Consider the following 17,504-nt stretch of genomic DNA (forward strand, 5'->3'; position numbering starts at 1 on the left):
CCGTGCGTGGGGGCGGAATCGGCCAATCGGGACCGCGCGACCGCTCCGCCCTCACCGACAGGTATAGACCAATGCTACGTTGGTCGAGCAGACCGCGCAGTCCTTGACCACCCGTCAGAGGAGAAGCCATGCCCTCCCCTTCGCGGGGCGGCGGCCAGGCCGCCATGCCCAAGTACCAGCGGATCGCCGCAGCGCTGCGCCGCGATCTCGACCGCGCCGCACACACCCCCGGCGGCAGACTGCCGTCCGAACGCAGCCTCGCCGCCCGCTACCAGGTCAACCGGCAGACCATCAGGGCCGCGCTCCAGTGCCTGCGCGAGGACGGGCTCGTCGTCACCGGCCGCCGCGGCACCCGCCCCGCCGTCCCCGTCCTCGCCGCCGTCTCCGTCGTCCCGGCCCCGGCGCCCTCCGCAGGCCCCTCCGTAGGCCCCTCCGCGGGGCCCGCGCCGGCCCGGAGCTGGGTCACCCTCGTCACCGTCCCGCCCTCGCTCGGCACGCTCCTCGCCATGGCCGGCGGAGACCGCACCCTGGTCCATCACCACCGCGAACGCGGCCCGGCCGGTGAGACCGTCCGCGACGCCGTCACCTACATCAGCCCCGGAGCCGTCGCGCGGAGTCCGGAGCTGGCCGCCCTCCGGAACCGGGCGGCGGCGACGGTGACCGACCGCGCGCAGGACCTGACCCCCCTGCATCGCTGGCTCGACCGTGCCGCCGCGGCCGGCCGGGTCGCAGAGACCCTCACCATGACCCGCATCACCCACCCGCAGGCCGCCGCCCCGGCTTCCGCCCCGCCCTCCGCCCAGGTCTGCGGCCTGACCGTCCGCCGCACCCTGCACGACAGCTCCGGCCGGCTGCTGGCCGTCACCGACCTGGCCTTCCCCACCTGGGACCGCCTCACCTTCCACCGGGACCGCCGCGACCGCGCGACCACCGGTTTCCGCATCACGTAACCGCCGGAACCGCACTGTGGCCTCGGCCACACCCCGTGCGGCGGCGCACCGGGCCCGGCGGCCGGTCCGGCCGCCGGGTCGCCGCCCCAACTCCTCGCCGGGGGCGGGCGTACCCGGCCACGGTCGTCCGCGACCGCCCGCCCCGGCCCGCGGCGCCGCCTACGGGGCCCGCGTACCCCGTAAGTGAGGAGGGTCACCCCGGTGTTTGCGCAGGTGAATGCCGGGCATCGGCGCTGCTGGAGCGGAACCATGTCCTCCGGCCCATCGCGGCGGAGGACACGGCGCACACGGGCAGATCCCGTCCCGCTCCACGGCCCGCCGCTCCGCCGGTGCGCGCCGTACTTGGTACGACCCGTGAGGTGTATGTGTCCACGCTCCAGGCCGAGCACGTCTACAAGGTGTTCGGGAGGCGCCCCGCCGACAGCGCTGCCGCCGTCCGCGCGCTCGAAAGCGGCGCAGACCGCGACGAGTTGCGTGCCGACGGGACCACCGCTGCCGTGATCGACGCCTCCTTCGACGTCCGTCCCGGCCAGATCTTCGTCGTCATGGGTCTGTCGGGATCGGGCAAGTCCACTCTGCTGCGCATGCTGAACGGCCTGCTGGAACCCACCGCGGGACGCATCCTCTTCGGTGGCCAGGACCTCACCGCGCTGAGCGCCGGTGAGCTGCGCCACGTACGGTCCACGAAGATCTCCATGGTCTTCCAGCACTTCGCACTGTTCCCGCACCGCAACGTGCTGGAGAACGCCGGCTACGGGCTCGAGGTGCAGGGCGTGCCCCGCCCCGAGCGCGAGCGGCGCGCCGCCGAGGCCCTGGCCCTGTGCGGCCTGGAAGGCTGGGAGAAGTCCTGGCCCGACGAGCTCTCGGGCGGCATGCAGCAGCGGGTCGGCCTCGCCCGGGCCCTGGCCACCGACGCCGAGCTCCTGCTGATGGACGAGTCCTTCAGCGCGCTGGACCCGCTGATCCGTCGCGACATGCAGGACCAGCTGCTGGAGCTCCAGCGGACCCTGAAGAAGACCATCGTCTTCATCACCCACGACCTCAACGAGGCGATGCGCCTCGGCGACGGCATCGCCGTCATGCGCGACGGCCGCATCGTCCAGCAGGGCACCGCCGAGGACATCCTCACCCGCCCCGCCGACGACTACGTCGCCTCCTTCATCCAGGACGTGGACCGCTCCCGGGTCCTGACGGCCGACGCCGTCATGGACGATCCGGAACCGGCCGCCGACGCCTGCGACTGCCCCACCGTCACCGCCGGGACCCCGCTCGCCGAGCTGTGCGCGGTCAGCGCCCGCGTCCCGCACGCGGTCGCCGTCACCGGCGCGGACGGCGCCGTCATCGGCTCCGTGCCCCAGGACCGCCTCATCGCCTTCATCGGCGACGAGCAGCGGCCCCCGATGTACTGCGCGGAGGTGGCCGCCTGATGCCCCGCCTGCACCTCGGCGCCTGGGTCGACCACGGGGTCGACTTCCTCCAGAGCCACCTCTCCTGGCTGTTCGAGGCCATCAGCGTGCTCGTCACCGGCCTCTACGACGGCATCGACGCCGTCCTCTCCGCCCCCGCACCGCTGCTCTTCGCGGGCATCCTCGCCGTCGCCGCCTGGTGGCTGCGCGGTCTGCTGGCGGGCCTGCTCGCCTTCGCGGGCTTCGCGCTGGTCGACTCCCTCGGCCTGTGGGACGACGCCATGTCCACCCTGTCCCTGGTCCTGGTCGCCACCCTCGTCACCCTGGCGTTCGCGATCCCGCTCGGCATCTGGGCGTCCAGATCCGACCGGGTCAGCGCCCTGCTGCGGCCGGTCCTGGACTTCATGCAGACCATGCCGGCCATGGTCTACCTGATCCCCGGCATCATCTTCTTCGGGGTGGGCGTGGTGCCCGGCATCATCGCGACCATCATCTTCTCGCTGCCTCCGGGCGTGCGGATGACCGAGCTCGGCATCCGCCAGGTCGACGGGGAACTGGTCGAGGCCGCCGAGGCCTTCGGCACCAGCCCGCGCGACACGCTCGTACGCGTCCAGCTCCCGCTGGCCCTGCCCACCGTCATGGCGGGCGTCAACCAGGTCATCATGCTGGGCCTGTCCATGGTCGTCATCGCCGGCATGGTCGGCGGCGGCGGACTCGGCGGCGCCGTCTACAAGGCCATCGGCAACGTCGACATCGGCCTCGGTTTCGAGGCGGGCGTCTCCATCGTCATCCTCGCCATGTACCTGGACCGGATGACCGGCGCGCTCGGCCGCCACGTCTCCCCGATCGGCCGCCGTACGCTCGCCAAGGCGCGGGCCGCCGCCACCGGCGCGGCCAAGGTGTGGAACCACCGCCCCCAGCCGGCGTACGCGATCAGCGGCGCCGTGGTCCTGGCGCTCGTAGCGGGCGGCCTGAACACCTTCGGCGGCTCCGCCGCCGAGGACGGCCCGGCCGGCGCCGCGAACATCGGCAAGGGCCGCACCCTCTCCGTCGGCTACATCCCGTGGGACGAGGGCATCGCCTCCACCTTCCTGTGGAAGGAGCTCCTGGAGCGCCGAGGCTTCAAGGTCGACGCCCGCCAGCTGGAGGCCGGGGCTCTCTACACCGGACTGGCCGGCGGCCAGCTCGACTTCCAGACCGACGCCTGGCTGCCCGTCACCCACGCCCAGTACTGGGAGAAGTACGGGAACAGGCTGGAGGACCTCGGCTCCTGGTACGGCCCCACCTCGCTGGAGCTGTCCGTGCCCTCCTACGTGAAGGACGTCCGTTCGCTCGCCGATCTCAAGGGCAAGGCGGACCGGTTCAAGGGCCGGATCATCGGCATCGAGCCGAGCGCCGGCGAGATGTCGATCCTCAAGGACAAGGTCCTGAAGGACTACGGCCTCGACGGCGAGTACCAGGTCGTCGACGGCTCCACGCCCGGCATGCTCGCCGAGCTGAAGCGGGCCTACGAGAAGAAGGAGCCCGTCGCCGTCGTGCTGTGGTCCCCGCACTGGGCGTACTCCTCCTACGAGCTGACCAAGCTCGAGGACCCGCAGGGCGCCTGGGGCAAGGGCGACGGCATCCACACCCTGGCCCGCAAGGGCTTCGCGGAGGACGAGCCGGAGGTCGCCGCATGGCTGAAGTCCTTCAAGCTCACCGAGGAGCAGCTGACCGGCCTGGAAGCGAAGATCCAGCGGACGGGGAAGGGCAAGGAACAGCAGGCGGTCCGCGCCTGGCTGCAGGACCACCCCGAGATCGACCGGCTCGCGTAGTACCGCGGTCGGCCTCGCGGCCGACGGCCGTCCCATAGCGAAGGCGCCGCCGCACGCAGGACCGTACGACGGTACGGGCCCTGCGCGCGGCGGCGCCCTTCGTGCGTCCGGGGCGGCTCAGCCGACCAGCACCCGGTCCGGGCTCCGCCGCGCGTCCGGGTCGGAGTCCTGCGTGCGGGTGCGCGGGCGCACCGGCCACCACATGGACCGGCCCAGGAGGGTCGCCAGCGCGGGCACCAGCACGATCGACAGGACGAAGGCGGAGAGCATGATCCCGAGGGCCGTCGCGAAACCGATCTGCTGGGTGGAGGGGGCGGGGGTGACGGCCAGGCTCCCGAAGGAGGCGGCCAGCACCAGGCCCGCCGTGGCGATGGCGGGTGCCGTGTGCCGTACGGCGCGCCCCACCGCGGCGCGGGCCGGACCGGGCCGGGCCATCTCCTCCCGGATCCGGTCGCTCATCAGGATGTTGTAGTCGGTGCCCAGCGCGACCACGAACAGGAACAGCACGAGCGGCAGGGTGAAGTCCACCCCGGGCCGGTCCAGCGCGTGCTGGAACACCAGGGTCGAGGCGCCGAGGGTGGCGGCGAAGCCGAGCCCGACCGAGGCCAGCAGGATCACCGGTGCCAGCAGGCTGCGCAGCAGGGCGAGCAGGATCAGCGCGATGAGTGCCGCCGCCACCGGGAAGACCACCCGCAGGTCCTTGTCCACCGCCGTCGCGATGTCGGCGAAGACCGCCGCGGTGCCGCCCACATGGACCTCCGTACCCGCGGGGGTCCGAGCCGCGGCCGTGGCCCTGACCGGGCCCGTCACCAGGTCGCGCGCCTCCTGCCGCTGCGGGTCGGAGGTGAGGAACAGGTCGATCCGCGCCGCCCGCCGGTCCGCGCTGAGCACGGTGTCCGCGACCTGGCCGACCCCGCCGACCCCGGCGAGCGCCTGGGACAGTCCGGCGAGGCGTTCGACGGTCAGGGCGGCGCCGTCGGATGCGGTGACGAAGACACTGGTCGGGTCCGACACCCCGGCCGGCAGGGCGCGGGCCACCTCGGCCGCGGTGGCCACGGCGGCGGTCCGCTCGCCGCCCCCACCGCCCTGCCCGTAGTCCATGCGCATCCCCACGACCCCGGCGGCCAGCGTGCCGAGCAGCGCCACCGAGGCCAGGACCAGTACGAACGGGCGGCGCGCCACCCGGTCGCCCATCCGTGCGGCGGACCCCGGGCGGGGCTCGCGCTTCAGGGCCCGCGAAGGCCAGAACATCTTGCGGCCCGTGACCGCCAGCAGGGCCGGCATCAGGGTCAGGCTGCCCAGCAGCATCACCAGCACGGACAGGGCGATCGCCGGTCCGAGGACCCGGAACTGGCCGAAGGAGGCGACCCCGAGCGTGGCGAAGGCGGCGACGATGGTCAGGGCCGCTGAGGTGATGGCCGTACCCACCCGTCCGGCGACGAGGGCGGCCGCCTCACGCCCGGACTGCTCGGGGTGTTCGCGCAGTTGCTCCCGGAAGCGGAAGAGGAGGAACAGGAAGTAGTCGATGCCGATGCCCATCAGCACCACACTGATCAGGCTCGGTGTGGATTCGGACAGTCCGATCCCGGTCAGCAGCGCGGCGCCGACCACCGCCCCCGCCGCGGCGCCTCCGATGACGCTGACCGCGAGCAGCGGCAGCAGGGCCGCCAGGGCGCTGCGGAAGACGAGTACGTGCAACAGGACGATGACCGCGAGCATGGCGATGCCGACGACCGTCGAGCGGGTCTTCTCCGCGTCCGTCGTGTCCACCCGGTCGGCTATCCCGCCGGTGAAGCCCGTGCGCAGGCCGTCCTCCGCCAGAGCGTCCCGCGCCGAGTCCCGGAAGGCCCGGTAGGTTTCCTGCACCCCCGGATCGGCGGGGTTCCCCGTCAGTTCGACGGACAGCAGCCGGAAGGAGCGGTCGGGCGCCGTCATGGCCGGGCTGACCCGGGGGACCTGCGAATGGTCCTGTGCGAGCGGCATCGTCTCCTCGGTCCTGGGCATGGCGACGCGCTTCTCGGACAGCCGCGCGGCCTGCGCGTCGATGTGCTGCTCGTCGGCGGCGGTCAGCGGCGCCCGGTCCGAGCGGGCCACCAGCACGGTCAGGAGGTTGGCGTCCGGCTTCGCCCCGAACCGCTCCTCGGCGATCTTCAGAGCGGCCGCCGAGTCGTACTGCGCGGGCAGGAACCCGGCGTTGCCGGTCTGGACGGCGCGGAAGACGAACGCCTGTCCCAGGACGGCCGCCGCCAATCCCAGGACCACCCACAGGGCGATCACCTTCCACGGACTTCGCGTCGAGAATCCGGTCAGGGCGCGGATCACAATTCCTCCGGTCTGTGCGGTGCCGGCCAGGAGTTCCCGGCCTGACCCCAGACCATCAGGAGCGAGCGGGCGAAACGTCGGGTCGGGGGAGGATCCGTACCCCGGGACCAGGGTCCGGCCGTCCGTGCCGACCAGGACTCCGGTCCTGGTTCGGGCCCCGACCCCGGTCGGGTGGCACGGGCGGCGGCCGGTGCCAGAATGGATCACCGGGGGACAGCAGGAGCGGCATGGGGGTGGGCATGGGTACGGGTACGCGCACGAGCACGGCTTCGGTTTCGGGCACGGATACGGCCACGGATACGGCCGCGGGTGTGGACAGGGGCGGCGAGCGGGGGCCGTGGACGCGCAACGACGCGCTCGTGGCGATAGCCGCCGGCGCCACCGACCTCGTCGGCTTCTCCCTGGGATCCCTGACCGAGGGCGGATCCCTCAGCGTGACCGCTGCGGCCCTGCTGGTCGTCTCGGCGATGACCCTGCTCGCCCGGCGCGTCCACCCGCTGCCGGTCCTCGCCGCCGTACTGGCCCTGGGCGCCCTGGTGAACATGGCGGCCCCGCTGTCCCCGCACTTCACCCTCAGCCTCACGATCGCCCTCTACTCGGTGGCCAGGGTGAGCCGCCCCGCGGTGGTCGCGGTGACGGTGGTCGCGACGGTCCCGCTCGTCTCCGCGGGCCAGCACGGCTGGCCGCTGCCCTACGGGTGGTGGGGCCTGGCCGGAAACGCGGTGGCCGCCCTCATCACCGTCACCGCGGCCGTCGTGGTCAACCACCGCCAACGGGAGGCCGAGGCCCAGCGGACGCTGCTCGCCGACCGGGCGGTGGCCGAGGAGCGCCGCCGGATCGCGCGCGAACTGCACGACATCGTCGCCCACCACATCACCACCATGCAGCTGATGGCCGGCGGGGCACGGGCCAACCTGGCGTACGACCCCGAGGTGTCCCGGGAGGCGCTGGTCACCCTGGAGGACTCCGGGCGGATGGCGCTGCGCGAGATGCGCCAACTCCTCGACGTGCTGCGCGCCGGGGAGGAACCGGAACAGACCCCGCCGGCGCCGCAGCCCGGGGCGGACGATCTCGGCCGGATCATCACCGAGTCCCGGCTGGCCGGAACGGAGACCGAGTTCACCGTGGACGGGCCGGTCCGCCCGCTCCCGCCGACCGTGGGCCTCACCGTCTTCCGGATCGTCCAGGAGGCCCTGACCAACACCCGCAAGCACGCGGGCCGGGCGCGGGCCCACGTACGGCTCACGTACCGCGGGGACGAGGTCGGCGTGGAGGTGCGCGACGACGGAGCGGGAGCGCAGGCACCGCCCGCACGCCTCACGGCGCGCTCCGGGTACGGTCTGATCGGTATGCACGAGCGGGTGGCCCTGCAGGGCGGAACCCTGGAGGCCGCCGCCCTCGCGGGCGGCGGATTCCGGGTGGCGGCCCGGATCCCTCTCCCGGTCCGAGACACCGCCTGAAGAGAGGAACCGCACGGATGATCCGTGTACTCATCGCCGACGACCAGCCGCTGGTCCGGCGCGGCCTGGCCCTGATCCTGGGCCCCGACCCGGAGTTCGAGGTCGTGGGCGAGGCCGAGGACGGGGCCCGGGCCGTGGCCCTCGCGAACGGGCTACGGCCCGACGTGGTCGTCATGGACATCCGCATGCCGGTCATGGACGGGGTCAAGGCCACCGAGGAACTGGCGCGCAGGCTCCCCGGGACCCGCGTCCTGGCCCTCAGCACCTTCGACATGGACGAGTACGTGGTCGCCGCCCTGCGCGCCGGCGCGTACGGCTTCCTGCCCAAGGACATCTCCCCGGAGGAGCTGATCGCCGCGGTCCGCATCGTCCACACCGGCGAGGCGGCCGTCGCGCCGCGGCTGCTGAGCCGGCTCCTCTCCGCCTACGTACGGACCCCTGCGCGGCCGCGGTCGTGGGCGGCCGAGACCCCCCTCGAACTCACCCCGCGCGAGCTGGAGATCTGGCGGCTCATGGCCACCGGCCGGGGCAACGCCGAGATCGCCGCGGACCTGGACATCAGCGTCTCCACGGTCAAGAACCACATCACCGGCATCTTCGGCAAGCTGGGCGTCCGCGATCGCGCCCAAGCGGTGATCGCGGCATACGAATCGGGCCTGGTGGAAGCCGGCAGCGGGAGCGGTTGATCACCAAGTGCCCCCCAAGAGGACCGGATTCCTTCTGCCGACCGCACCTCTGACCTGCCGGAACACTGGACGATCCGCCGGTGCGGATACGGGCCCGTCCGTGGCACAGTGCGATCAGCCCAACCGCACGACCAGGGAGCCTCCATGCGCGATCCGCACGCCACGCCGCTCACGGCCGCCCCCGAGTGCCTGCCGGCCCCCCGCCCGCTGCCCTGCTGCCCGGTGTGCGCGGACGCGCCGGAACGCATCTCCTGGCGCCAGCGCCCGGGGCGGCCGGTGACCCTGGTCTTCGACCCCTGCGGCCACCGCTGGTCGTCCCCGGCCCCACCGGTCCTGGCGGTCACCCCACCGCTCCCGTCGTCCTGACGGTCGTGGCAAGTCGGTTGCAAGTGCCGTGCAACCGGGCTCCCAAGACTGGTCCTCATGAACGCGAACAACCCCTCCGGTACCACCGTCCACCCCTACACCCGCGAAATGGCGATGATCCACCAGGTGTTCCGCCGCGAGTCGCGGCTCGTGGCCGAACTCGTCCAGGAGGTCCGCCCCGCCGACACCGCCCGCTCCCGGATCCTCGCCGAACACTGGCGGCTGTACTCCGTCGGCCTGCACACCCATCACACCGGCGAGGACGAGATGCTCTGGCCGGTCCTGCTGCCCCACCTGGACCTCGATGCCGAGCAGGTCCTGGCGATGGAGGCGCAGCACCACGCACTCGCCGAAGGGATCGCCGAGGTCCAGCGGCCGATGGACCGCTGGGAGGCGCAGGCCCGGACCGAAGACCGCGACGAACTCGCCGAGGCGCTGCGCACGCACCACCGGCAGCTGTGCGCCCACCTCGACGAGGAGGAGCGGGAGGTCATGCCGCTGGTCGCACTCCACGTGACCGCAGAGCAGTGGCACGCGCTGGGGGAGCGGGGCCTCGCCGAGACGCCGCGGAACCGCCTGATGATCGCCCTGGGCGCCATCCTGGAGGACAGCTCGCCCGAGGAGCGGCAGGAGTTCCTCGGCCGGCTGCCCCTCCCGGCCCGGGTGCTGTGGAAGCTCGTCGGCCGGCGCCAGTACCGCCGCGAGACCGACCGGATCCGCAGCCGGCACACGACCGCCTGACGTGCCGTCCCGCTCCGGCCGCCCGCCCCTGGGGCCCGGCCCCGAATCCCCGCCCGCCCCGCCCCACTCCGTACCGATCGAGGAACTCCCACCGATGCGCATCGGATTCTCCGTCCCCCAGTTCGGTCCGTTCGCCGACCCCGACCGCACCGTCGCGATGTGCGCGGCGCTGGAGGCACTCGGCTGTCACAGCCTCTGGGCGGCCGACCGGCTCCTGGCCCCCCTCGACCCGCCCGACGGCTATCCCGGCAGGCAGCAGATGCCCGCCCGGTACGGCACCCACCTCGACCCGCTCCTCGCCCTGGCCCTGGCGGCCACCGCCACCGAACGCGTGCGGTTGGGCAGCAGCACCCTCAACGCCCTGTGGCAGCCGCCCCTCGTACTCGCCCGGGCGCTGACGACCCTCGACCTGATCAGCCACGGGCGCCTGGACGTGGGCATCGGGCTGGGCTGGATGCGTGAGGAGTACCAGGCCGCAGGGGTGCCCTGGAAGGGCCGCGGCGCCCGGCTGGAGGAGACCCTCGACGTCCTCGATGCCGTGTGGTGCTCCGATCCGGTCACCCACACCGGCCCCTTGTGGACCATCCCCGAGTCGACCGTCCTCCCCAAACCCCTCCAGAGCCCGAGGCCGCCGATCCTGTTGGGCGGCTTCACCCCGTACGCCCTGGAGCGGGTCGGCAGGCGCGCCGACGGCTGGCTCGCGGCCTCGATGCCCCTGCCCTTCCTCCACGCGCTCTGGGCGGTGGCCGCCGAGGCTGCCGAACGGGCGGGCCGGGACCCGGCGGCGCTGCGCCGGGTGTTCCGCGTCAACCCCGAGGTCACCACGGCCGAGGCCGACCCCGCGGAGACCCACCGCCGCGGGACCGTGCGCCAGATCTGCGACCACCTCAAGCAGATGTGCGCGTCGGGGAGCGACGAGGTGCTCGTGGACCTCCAGCTGACGACGGACTCGCCCGAGGAGTTCCTGGACCTCGCGGCGGCGTTCACGGCCGAACTGTCCCAGCCGGCCTGACCGGCCGAGCCGTCCCCGCCCCGGCCGCCCCGCGGTGGCGCGCCCGAGGACCACCCCCAGGCGGGCGCCGGCGGCAGTCCGGCCAGCCCGGACCCGCGCCGCGTCCGCCCAGTGGGGGGAATCCCACGCGGCGGCCACCCGGGCGGCCTCGAGGTAGTGGCCGCGGGCCTGTTCGGGCCGTTCCAGGAACCGGGCCAGTTCGCCCAGGGTCTGGGCGACGGGCGGCCGCTACCTCCGCCTGAAAGCACTGACCGAGGCGGGCGGCCGCGGCCCCTGGACCAGCGCCGCCGAGATCACCCTCACCGGCCGGCCCGCCCCTTAGGCCGTCTCTTCCGGATCTTGGCGGGCCCGCGACGCCCGGCACCGCACCTGGCCGCGTTGTCGGGGCGCCCGAGTGCGTCCAGTACACGGGCGCTCCTCCGCCTTGCCACGCACGGCACCGGACGCCGCGGGCTCGGCCGACAAGATCCGAAAGAGACGGCCTAACCCTCCACCTCGCCGAGCACGGCCCGGCACTCCCGCCGGGCCGGCTCGCTCAGCAGTCCGCGCAACCGGGTGAACAGGGCCAGGAGTTCGGCTCCCCACGCCTCGCGGAACGCGGGGTCGATCCGCGCGAGGTCGAGCTCGTTGGCCGCGGACAGCTCGGCGAGGTCCCGCCGGAGCGCCGGGGCGGGGGAGTGGACACGGCCGGTGAACCGGTCCCGGAAGGACGCCTCCTCGAGGGCGAGCGTCGGGTACGAAGCCGCGCGGTCGCAGGCGGCGTACAGGTACACGATCTCTTCGGCCTCGTCGCCGATCACGGCGGCGAGTTCGGCCCGCCGGGCGAGCGGCAGCAGGGCGGTGGGGAAACCGTCCGTACCGTAGAACGCGTGGCACAGGCCCGCCCGTCGGAGCGCGGGCCGAGCCCCCCAGGACCCGAGGAGTCCCTGTACGCGCTCGAGGTGCGCGAGGAGGGTCCCGCCGGGGTGGGCGATCTCCTGCGCGCCGAGCGTCCGCAGCCATGCGACGGCGTGATCCGACACCGGCGTGTCCCTCCGGTCGAAGTGGTCGGGCCGGGTGGGTCGGCACCCGGCCCCGCCCGCCCCTGGGTTCCGGACCCCGTGGCGCGGGCGGGGCCGGGTTGCCGCCCGGGCCCTGCATCGATCTTGATCCCATCCAAAACCCAAGTCAATCCTCCGATTTGCTCCCTGTCTCCAAGCGATAACTTGGGGCTCATGACCCTCGATGATCTTCGTGTGTTCGTGGCCGTCTGCCGGGCCGGCAGCCTCAGCGCCGTGGCCCGCGACCTCGGCTGCACCCAGTCGGCCGTCAGCCAGCACGTCCGCCGCCTGGAGAAGCGGACCGGCACGAGCCTGCTGGAGCGCCACGCCCGCGGCGTCGTACCCACCGAGGCCGGCCGCATCCTCCAGGCGGCCGCCGCCGACGGCATCGCCGGACTCGACGGCGCCCTGCGCCGCGTGGACGAGCTCGTCCGGGGCGGCGGCGGCACCGTCCGCGTCACCACGGGCGCGACGACGGTCCGGCACTTCATGTCCGAGGCCGTCGTCACCTTCCGCCGCCGCCATCCCGAGGTGAGCCTGGAGTTCCAGACCGAGAACTCCAGCCGCAGCTGTTTCGACGCACTCGCCGCCGATGACCTCGACCTCGCCTGGATCACCATCGGCGGACCGGTCCGCGGCATCGAGCTGCGCCCCGTCATGGAACTGCCCTGGGTGCTCGCCGTCGGCGCGGACGATCCCCTCGCCGCCCGCGCCCGCATCGACCCCGCCGACCTCGCCGGCATCCGCCACATCAGGCTGCCCGAGAACTCCGCCTCCCGCGCCCACCTCGACGCCGCCTTCGCCGAATCCGGCATCCGAGTCAGCTCCGACACCAGCGTGGCCGACTGGGACACCGCCCTGCTCCTCGCCGAACTAGGCCTCGGACACGCCGTCGTGCCCGCGCTGCCGGGCTGGCGGATCCCCGGCTCCGACGGCCCGCTGCGCCTCGTGCCGATCCCCGCCCTGCCGCCGCTCGCGGTCGGCTGGGCCGTCCGCCGCTGGGCCGCCCTCGCCCCGCCCGCCCTGGTCTTCGCCGACGAGGTCGCCCGCAGCTGCCGGGCGCGCGCCGCCGGGCAGCAGTGAAGCCACCACCAGTCCTCCGGCCGTCAGCGCGGCCAGCGCCACCAGCGACGAGCCGTGCGGCCCGGCGCTCGCGGCGACCGCGATCCCGAGGGCCGGGCCGACGTTCATGGCCGTCTGCTTGAGCCCCCCGACGACCCCGGCGTATCCGGCCGGGGCCTCGCCGACCACGGCACCGGTGGCCGTGACCATGACGGTGGTGAACCCGGCCCCGAGCACCCCGAAGGCCACCGCGGACGCGGAGCCCAGCCCGGCGATCCCGGCGACGACCAGCCCCGTACCGGCCAACGCGGTCCGGCGCGCACCGAACCGGCGCAGCGCCAGGCCCGCCACCGGCGCCCCCGCCACCATCAGTGCGGTCAGCGGCAGCACCCGCACGCCGGTCGCGAGCGGATCCAGCCCTTCGACGTCCTGGAGCTGGAACGTGGCCGTGAACAGCGCCCCGAACATGCCCGCGGAGACGAGCAGCAACAGCCCGATCGAGGCCGTCACCGCCGTGGACCGGGCCACGGCGCGCGGGACGAACGGCTGCGCGGCCCGCCGCTCACGGCGTACGAACAGGGCCGCGAGCCCGGCGGCGGCCCCGAAGCCGATGACGGTCGGCGCGGCGGTCCACCCGTACCCGGGCACGCCGACCAGCGCGTGCACGAACACCGCGAGGGCGGTGGCGAGCAGGGCGGCTCCGGTGAGCGCCGGCCGCCCGCGCTCCGTCCGCGGCGGCGCGGGGGCCCGTACGGCGAGCGTCAGCGCGGCGATCACCAGGGCCACCGGCACATTGACCACGAACACCGCCCGCCAGTCCCACCGCGCGACCAGCACGCCCCCGAGCAGCGGACCGGCCGCCGCGGCCAGTCCGATCGCGCTGGTCCGCACGGCGACCGGGGTGGCGAGCCGGTCGGGCGGGTACGCGAGCCGCAGCAGCGCCAGCGTCGCGGGCTGCAGCAGTGCGCCGAACACGCCCTGCGCGGCGCGCAGGGCGATCGCCCAGCCGACGCCGGGCGCGAACACGATGCCGGCCGAGGCCGCGGCGAAGCCGAGGACGCCGACGAGGAACAGCCGGGGATGCCCGTACCGGTCGCCGAGGCGCCCGGCCACGACCAGGAACGCGGCCACGGCCAGCAGATAGGCGGTGCTGGTCCACTGGACCTGCGCCACACTCGCCCCCAGGTCGCGCCGGAGGCTCGGCTGGGCCACGGTCAGCACGGTGCCGTCCAGCGCGACGAGCATGGCCCCCGCCACGCTGACGAGGAGTGATATCCGCCGCCTCACAGCGGTTCCGGACCGAGGTGCGCGTCGACGGCGGCGCCGACGAGCCGTTCGACGCCGTCGGCGGGCGCGCCGCCGAGGGCCAGCTGCAGGCTGCCCCAGCGCCACAACTGCGCCACGCCGTGCAGGTTGGCCCACAACGCGGCGGCGGTGACGGAGGGTTCGGCCGCCCCGCACCGGCGGACGAGCGTCACGAGGAGATCGAACATCGGGAGCGTGGACTCCCGCAGCCGGGGCCCCTCGGCGGGCCCCTGGCCCGTACTGTCCAGCAGGTCGTGCCGGAACATCAGCGCGAACATCCCCGCGTGCTCCAGCGCGTAGCCGACGTACGCGCACCCGATCGTCCGCACCCGCTCCCGCGGGGACGGCTCCGGCGTGCCGACCGACGCCGCGATGCGCGCCCCGAGGTCCTCGAACCCGCGCCGGGCGATCGCCGACAGCAGCGACTGGTGGGTGGGGAAGTACCGGCGCGGCGCCCCGTGCGAGACGCCCGCCCGGCGGGCGATCTCCCGCAGCCCGAGTGCGTCGGCGCCCTCGCTCAGGACGAGCTCCACCCCTGCGTCGATCAGCCGCTCCCGGAGCGGTCTCTCCTGGTCCATAGACACTGTCTACCATGCCGAGTAGACAGTGTCTACCCACCCTGGCGCGACACGGACGCCGTCCCCGGAGGCCCTGTCCCGTGGCGCGGGGCATGATGGAGTGGCCGGGGAGGTAGGTCCCGTTCGATCCCGCGGCCCGGTGGAGGAGGTGCACGTGCCATGACGGAGCACGACGGCGGTCCGTCGGCGCGGAAGCTGGAGGAGGGCCGGCTGCTCAAGGAGCTGGAGGCCATCCACCGCACGCGCCACGAGACCCTGTTGCACGGGTCCGACGACGCCCTGGTCACCCACACGAAGCGGATGAACGAGCTGGAGCACGAGTACGTACGCCGCCACCCGCAGCGGGCCCAGACGGCGGGCCGCACCCGCTCGGGAGCCCGCGCCCGCGGCACCGGCGACTGAGAACCCGGCCGGGCTCTGCGACCAGGGCTGTCGGACGGTCAGGAGACGGGGTCGAGGAAGGCGCCGAAGGCGGTCGGCAGGCGCTTCCACGCCTCCCGCCCGGCGGCGAACTCGGCTTCGGTCAGCAGACAGGCGTCGAGGAGCTCCGCCAGCCCTTCACGGTCGAGGCCGGGCGAGGTGAAGACCAGGTGCTGGCAGCGGTCACCGTGCTCGGGATGCCAGCCCAGTGCGGCGGCCGCCCTGCGCACGGGCGGCACCATCTCCCACGCGGCGTCCGGCAGCGAGGCCAGCCAGGGGCCGCTGCTCTCCACGCGGAGCGCGCCGCCCGCGGCGTCCCAGGCCAGCAGGGTGTCGGGGCGGTCGGCGAGCCAGAAGCGGCCGCGGCTGCGGGCCGCGGCGGCCACGAGGCCCTCCAGGGCCTCGTAGAGCCGCCCCGGGTGGAAGGGGCGGTGGCGGTGCCAGACGAGGGTGGCCACCCCGGCCTCGTCCGCCTCCTGCGGCAGCAGCGCGCACGCCGGATGCTGGGCGGCGGCGGCCGCCGCGGTGTCGAATCCGGCGAAGGCCGCGCGCGCCAGCTCGCCGGACCCCGTACGCACCTGACGGGCGGTCGGGTGCAGCTGGGCCAGCAGGGCGCGGTCCTCCTCGTCCGCGTCCGCGCCGTCGACGAGCGCGAGGACGGGGGCGTACTCCAGCTGCCGGGCCCAGGTGTCCCCGACGGTCCGCCGGTCGGTGGGGGCCGCGGCGAGCCCCGCTTCGGCCAGGTCGTCCCCGTTGGCGAGGTACGGCAGGACGAGGGCGGGGTCGACGGCGGTGATCACATTGGTGAGGTCCAGGGCTTCGCCGCCGTGCGCGGCCACGACCTCGGCCATGGTGCGCGGTTCGACGGAGTCCCACAGTTCGACGACGGCGAGCCCGGTCGATCCGTCCGCGGCGAGGCGCCACAGCTCCGGGAGCAGGTCCTCGCGCAGCGCGCAGCACGCGCAGTCGTTCACGAGCGGGGTCTCGCCCCGGGACAGCTCGCCCGAGGCGTCCCGTACGACGCGCCGTACGGTCCCCCCGGCCGCCGTGGCCAGGTCGTGGTGCAGGGCGACGCTGCCCGGTACGGCGGCCAGCAGCTCCCGCACCGCGCTGCGGCGGGCGTCGCCGTGCAGCCCGCCGACGATGACGACGGGCAAGGTCACGGCTTGCTCCCGTAGCGGCGCTGGAAGCGCTCGACCCGGCCGGCGGTGTCCAGGACGCGGGCGGTGCCGGTGTGGAAGGGATGGCTCTGCGAGGAGATTTCGACGTCGATGACGGGGTAGGTGCGGCCGTCCTCCCACTCGACCGTCCTGTCGCCGGTGGCGGTCGACCGGGTGAGGAAGGCGAAGTCGGCGGCCTTGTCGCGGAAGACGACGGGGCCGTAGGCGGGGTGGATTCCAGGCTTCACGGTGCGCTCCTTCGGGGGGAGGGGTGGGGCGGGGCGGGGTCAGCGCTCTTCGCGGAAGTCGACGTGCCGGCGGACGACCGGGTCGAACTTGCGCAGCACCATGCGGTCGGGGTCGTTGCGCCGGTTCTTGCGGGTGACGTAGGTGTGGCCGGTGCCCGCGGTGGAGCGGAGCTTGATGATCGGGCGTAGTTCGTTGCGTGCCATGAAGGCAGTATACGGAAATGAATCCCATTTTCAATAAGGGCTCGGGTGGGAGCCTTCTTTGCTTCGAATGAGACAATCTTGTATCGTTCGAGGCGAAGGAGGCTCACTCATGGTGAACGAAGAAGAACTGCTGGACGGCGCCGCCCGCGTCCTCGCCGGCGATCACAGCGCCTCGATGGTGCAGATCGCCGCCGGCATCGGCACCAGCCGCGCCACACTGAGCCGCCGCTACGCCACCCGCGAGGCCCTGCTCAAGGCCGTCGCCGTCCGCGCGATCGAGGTCGTCGACGGGTGCCTGGCCCCGCTCGACCTGACCCCGAGCGCCGACGCGGCCGCCTTCGACGCCGCCATCGAGGAACTGGTCATCGCCCTGATGCCCGCCGCCCACCTCTACGGCTTCACCTCGCGCGACGCCACCGTCCTCGCGGACCCGGAGTTCCGGGCCGGCGTGGACCGGCAGGACCAGCGGGCCGTGGCCTTCATCGCCCTCGGCCAGCGGCTGGGCCGGCTGCGCGCGGACCTGCCGCCGTACTGGATCTGGTACTCCCTCTGGGGCCTGCTCGACGCGGCCGCCGAGGGCGTGCGCGACGGCCACTTCGCCCCGCGCCAGATCGGCCACCTCGTGCTGACCTCCTTCCTCAGCGGGACCCGGCCGCTCGCGCCGCCCCCCGCCGGCGCTCCCGCGCCCTGAAACTCCTCACCGCCGTGCGCGCCGTGCGCACCTCTGAAC

17 protein-coding genes and 1 pseudogene are annotated in these 17,504 nt (G+C 73.9%); 11 read left to right on the plus strand and 7 right to left on the minus strand.

The window, feature by feature from the left end:
* Nucleotides 1-128 precede the first annotated feature (128 nt).
* The 3 genes from JYK04_RS39135 (at nt 129) to JYK04_RS39145 (ending at nt 4,170) form a co-directional block, all read left to right on the plus strand.
* Nucleotides 129-950, plus strand: a complete 822-nt coding sequence (locus tag JYK04_RS39135) for a GntR family transcriptional regulator (protein ID WP_189744699.1) — start codon at nt 129-131, stop codon at nt 948-950.
* A 365-nt stretch (nt 951-1,315) separates the two neighbouring features.
* On the plus strand, nt 1,316-2,377 hold the full coding sequence (locus JYK04_RS39140; RefSeq protein WP_189744701.1) for a quaternary amine ABC transporter ATP-binding protein: 1,062 nt from the start codon (nt 1,316-1,318) through the stop codon (nt 2,375-2,377).
* Nucleotides 2,377-4,170 (plus strand): ABC transporter permease/substrate binding protein, encoded by a 1,794-nt coding sequence (locus JYK04_RS39145; RefSeq protein WP_189744703.1) that lies wholly within the window; start codon nt 2,377-2,379, stop codon nt 4,168-4,170. Before JYK04_RS39140 ends, JYK04_RS39145 begins: the two co-directional genes overlap by 1 nt.
* A gap of 117 nt (nt 4,171-4,287) precedes the next feature.
* Here the strand turns inward: JYK04_RS39145 and JYK04_RS39150 are convergent, their stop codons facing one another.
* The gene (locus JYK04_RS39150) at nt 4,288-6,492 is read right to left on the minus strand and encodes an MMPL family transporter (protein WP_189744705.1); all 2,205 of its coding nucleotides are present in this window, start codon (nt 6,490-6,492) and stop codon (nt 4,288-4,290) included.
* A 311-nt stretch (nt 6,493-6,803) separates the two neighbouring features.
* Between JYK04_RS39150 and JYK04_RS39155 the strand changes: the two genes are divergently transcribed.
* The 5 genes from JYK04_RS39155 to JYK04_RS39175 all read left to right on the plus strand — a co-directional run bounded on the left by JYK04_RS39155 (nt 6,804) and on the right by JYK04_RS39175 (nt 10,757).
* The gene (locus JYK04_RS39155) at nt 6,804-7,952 is read left to right on the plus strand and encodes a sensor histidine kinase (RefSeq protein ID WP_229876672.1); all 1,149 of its coding nucleotides are present in this window, start codon (nt 6,804-6,806) and stop codon (nt 7,950-7,952) included.
* 17 nt (nt 7,953-7,969) lie between these two features.
* Complete coding sequence (locus JYK04_RS39160) at nt 7,970-8,638, plus strand: response regulator (RefSeq protein WP_189744709.1); 669 nt, start codon at nt 7,970-7,972, stop codon at nt 8,636-8,638.
* A 144-nt stretch (nt 8,639-8,782) separates the two neighbouring features.
* On the plus strand, nt 8,783-9,004 hold the full coding sequence (locus JYK04_RS39165; RefSeq protein ID WP_189744711.1) for a hypothetical protein: 222 nt from the start codon (nt 8,783-8,785) through the stop codon (nt 9,002-9,004).
* A 57-nt stretch (nt 9,005-9,061) separates the two neighbouring features.
* Complete coding sequence (locus JYK04_RS39170) at nt 9,062-9,745, plus strand: hemerythrin domain-containing protein (protein ID WP_189744713.1); 684 nt, start codon at nt 9,062-9,064, stop codon at nt 9,743-9,745.
* 94 nt (nt 9,746-9,839) lie between these two features.
* Nucleotides 9,840-10,757, plus strand: coding sequence for a TIGR03619 family F420-dependent LLM class oxidoreductase (locus JYK04_RS39175; protein ID WP_189744715.1), 918 nt, complete (start codon nt 9,840-9,842; stop codon nt 10,755-10,757).
* Nucleotides 10,758-11,239: 482 nt separating this feature from the next.
* Here JYK04_RS39175 and JYK04_RS39180 read toward each other — a convergent pair whose 3' ends face one another.
* Nucleotides 11,240-11,779 (minus strand): DUF6817 domain-containing protein, encoded by a 540-nt coding sequence (locus tag JYK04_RS39180; RefSeq protein WP_189744717.1) that lies wholly within the window; start codon nt 11,777-11,779, stop codon nt 11,240-11,242.
* Nucleotides 11,780-11,971: 192 nt separating this feature from the next.
* On the opposite strand from JYK04_RS39180, the gene JYK04_RS39185 reads away from it, so the two are divergent.
* On the plus strand, nt 11,972-12,880 hold the full coding sequence (locus JYK04_RS39185; RefSeq protein ID WP_189744719.1) for a LysR family transcriptional regulator: 909 nt from the start codon (nt 11,972-11,974) through the stop codon (nt 12,878-12,880).
* A gap of 144 nt (nt 12,881-13,024) precedes the next feature.
* On the opposite strand, the pseudogene JYK04_RS39190 reads toward JYK04_RS39185, so the two are convergent.
* Together JYK04_RS39190 and JYK04_RS39195 are read right to left on the minus strand one after the other, a co-directional pair.
* Nucleotides 13,025-14,104, minus strand: a pseudogene (locus JYK04_RS39190) (MFS transporter); the annotation flags it as partial.
* A 38-nt stretch (nt 14,105-14,142) separates the two neighbouring features.
* Nucleotides 14,143-14,742 (minus strand): TetR/AcrR family transcriptional regulator, encoded by a 600-nt coding sequence (locus tag JYK04_RS39195; protein WP_189744721.1) that lies wholly within the window; start codon nt 14,740-14,742, stop codon nt 14,143-14,145.
* Between the two features lie 159 nt (nt 14,743-14,901).
* On the opposite strand from JYK04_RS39195, the gene JYK04_RS39200 reads away from it, so the two are divergent.
* Nucleotides 14,902-15,144 (plus strand): DUF6158 family protein, encoded by a 243-nt coding sequence (locus JYK04_RS39200; protein WP_189744723.1) that lies wholly within the window; start codon nt 14,902-14,904, stop codon nt 15,142-15,144.
* Nucleotides 15,145-15,182: 38 nt separating this feature from the next.
* On the opposite strand, the gene JYK04_RS39205 is transcribed toward JYK04_RS39200, so the two are convergent.
* Genes JYK04_RS39205 through rpmG form a run of 3 tightly spaced genes read right to left on the minus strand, consistent with a single transcriptional unit; the run spans nt 15,183 to nt 16,774 of the window.
* Entirely contained in the window at nt 15,183-16,325 is a 1,143-nt protein-coding gene (locus JYK04_RS39205; protein WP_189744725.1) for a CobW family GTP-binding protein, read from the minus strand.
* Nucleotides 16,322-16,570 carry a type B 50S ribosomal protein L31 gene (locus JYK04_RS39210; RefSeq protein ID WP_189744727.1) on the minus strand — a complete coding sequence of 83 codons (249 nt, stop codon included), beginning with the start codon at nt 16,568-16,570 and terminating at the stop codon, nt 16,322-16,324. The genes JYK04_RS39205 and JYK04_RS39210 overlap by 4 nt, the downstream gene beginning before the upstream one ends.
* Before the next feature lie 39 nt (nt 16,571-16,609).
* Entirely contained in the window at nt 16,610-16,774 is a 165-nt protein-coding gene (gene rpmG, locus JYK04_RS39215; protein ID WP_189744729.1) for a 50S ribosomal protein L33, read from the minus strand.
* Nucleotides 16,775-16,883: 109 nt separating this feature from the next.
* Between rpmG and JYK04_RS39220 the strand changes: the two genes are divergently transcribed.
* Complete coding sequence (locus tag JYK04_RS39220; protein WP_189744731.1) at nt 16,884-17,465, plus strand: TetR/AcrR family transcriptional regulator; 582 nt, start codon at nt 16,884-16,886, stop codon at nt 17,463-17,465.
* Nucleotides 17,466-17,504: the final 39 nt, after the last annotated feature.

Origin of the sequence: Streptomyces nojiriensis (assembly GCF_017639205.1) — a bacterium.
Classification (GTDB): Bacteria; Actinomycetota; Actinomycetes; order Streptomycetales; family Streptomycetaceae; genus Streptomyces; species Streptomyces nojiriensis.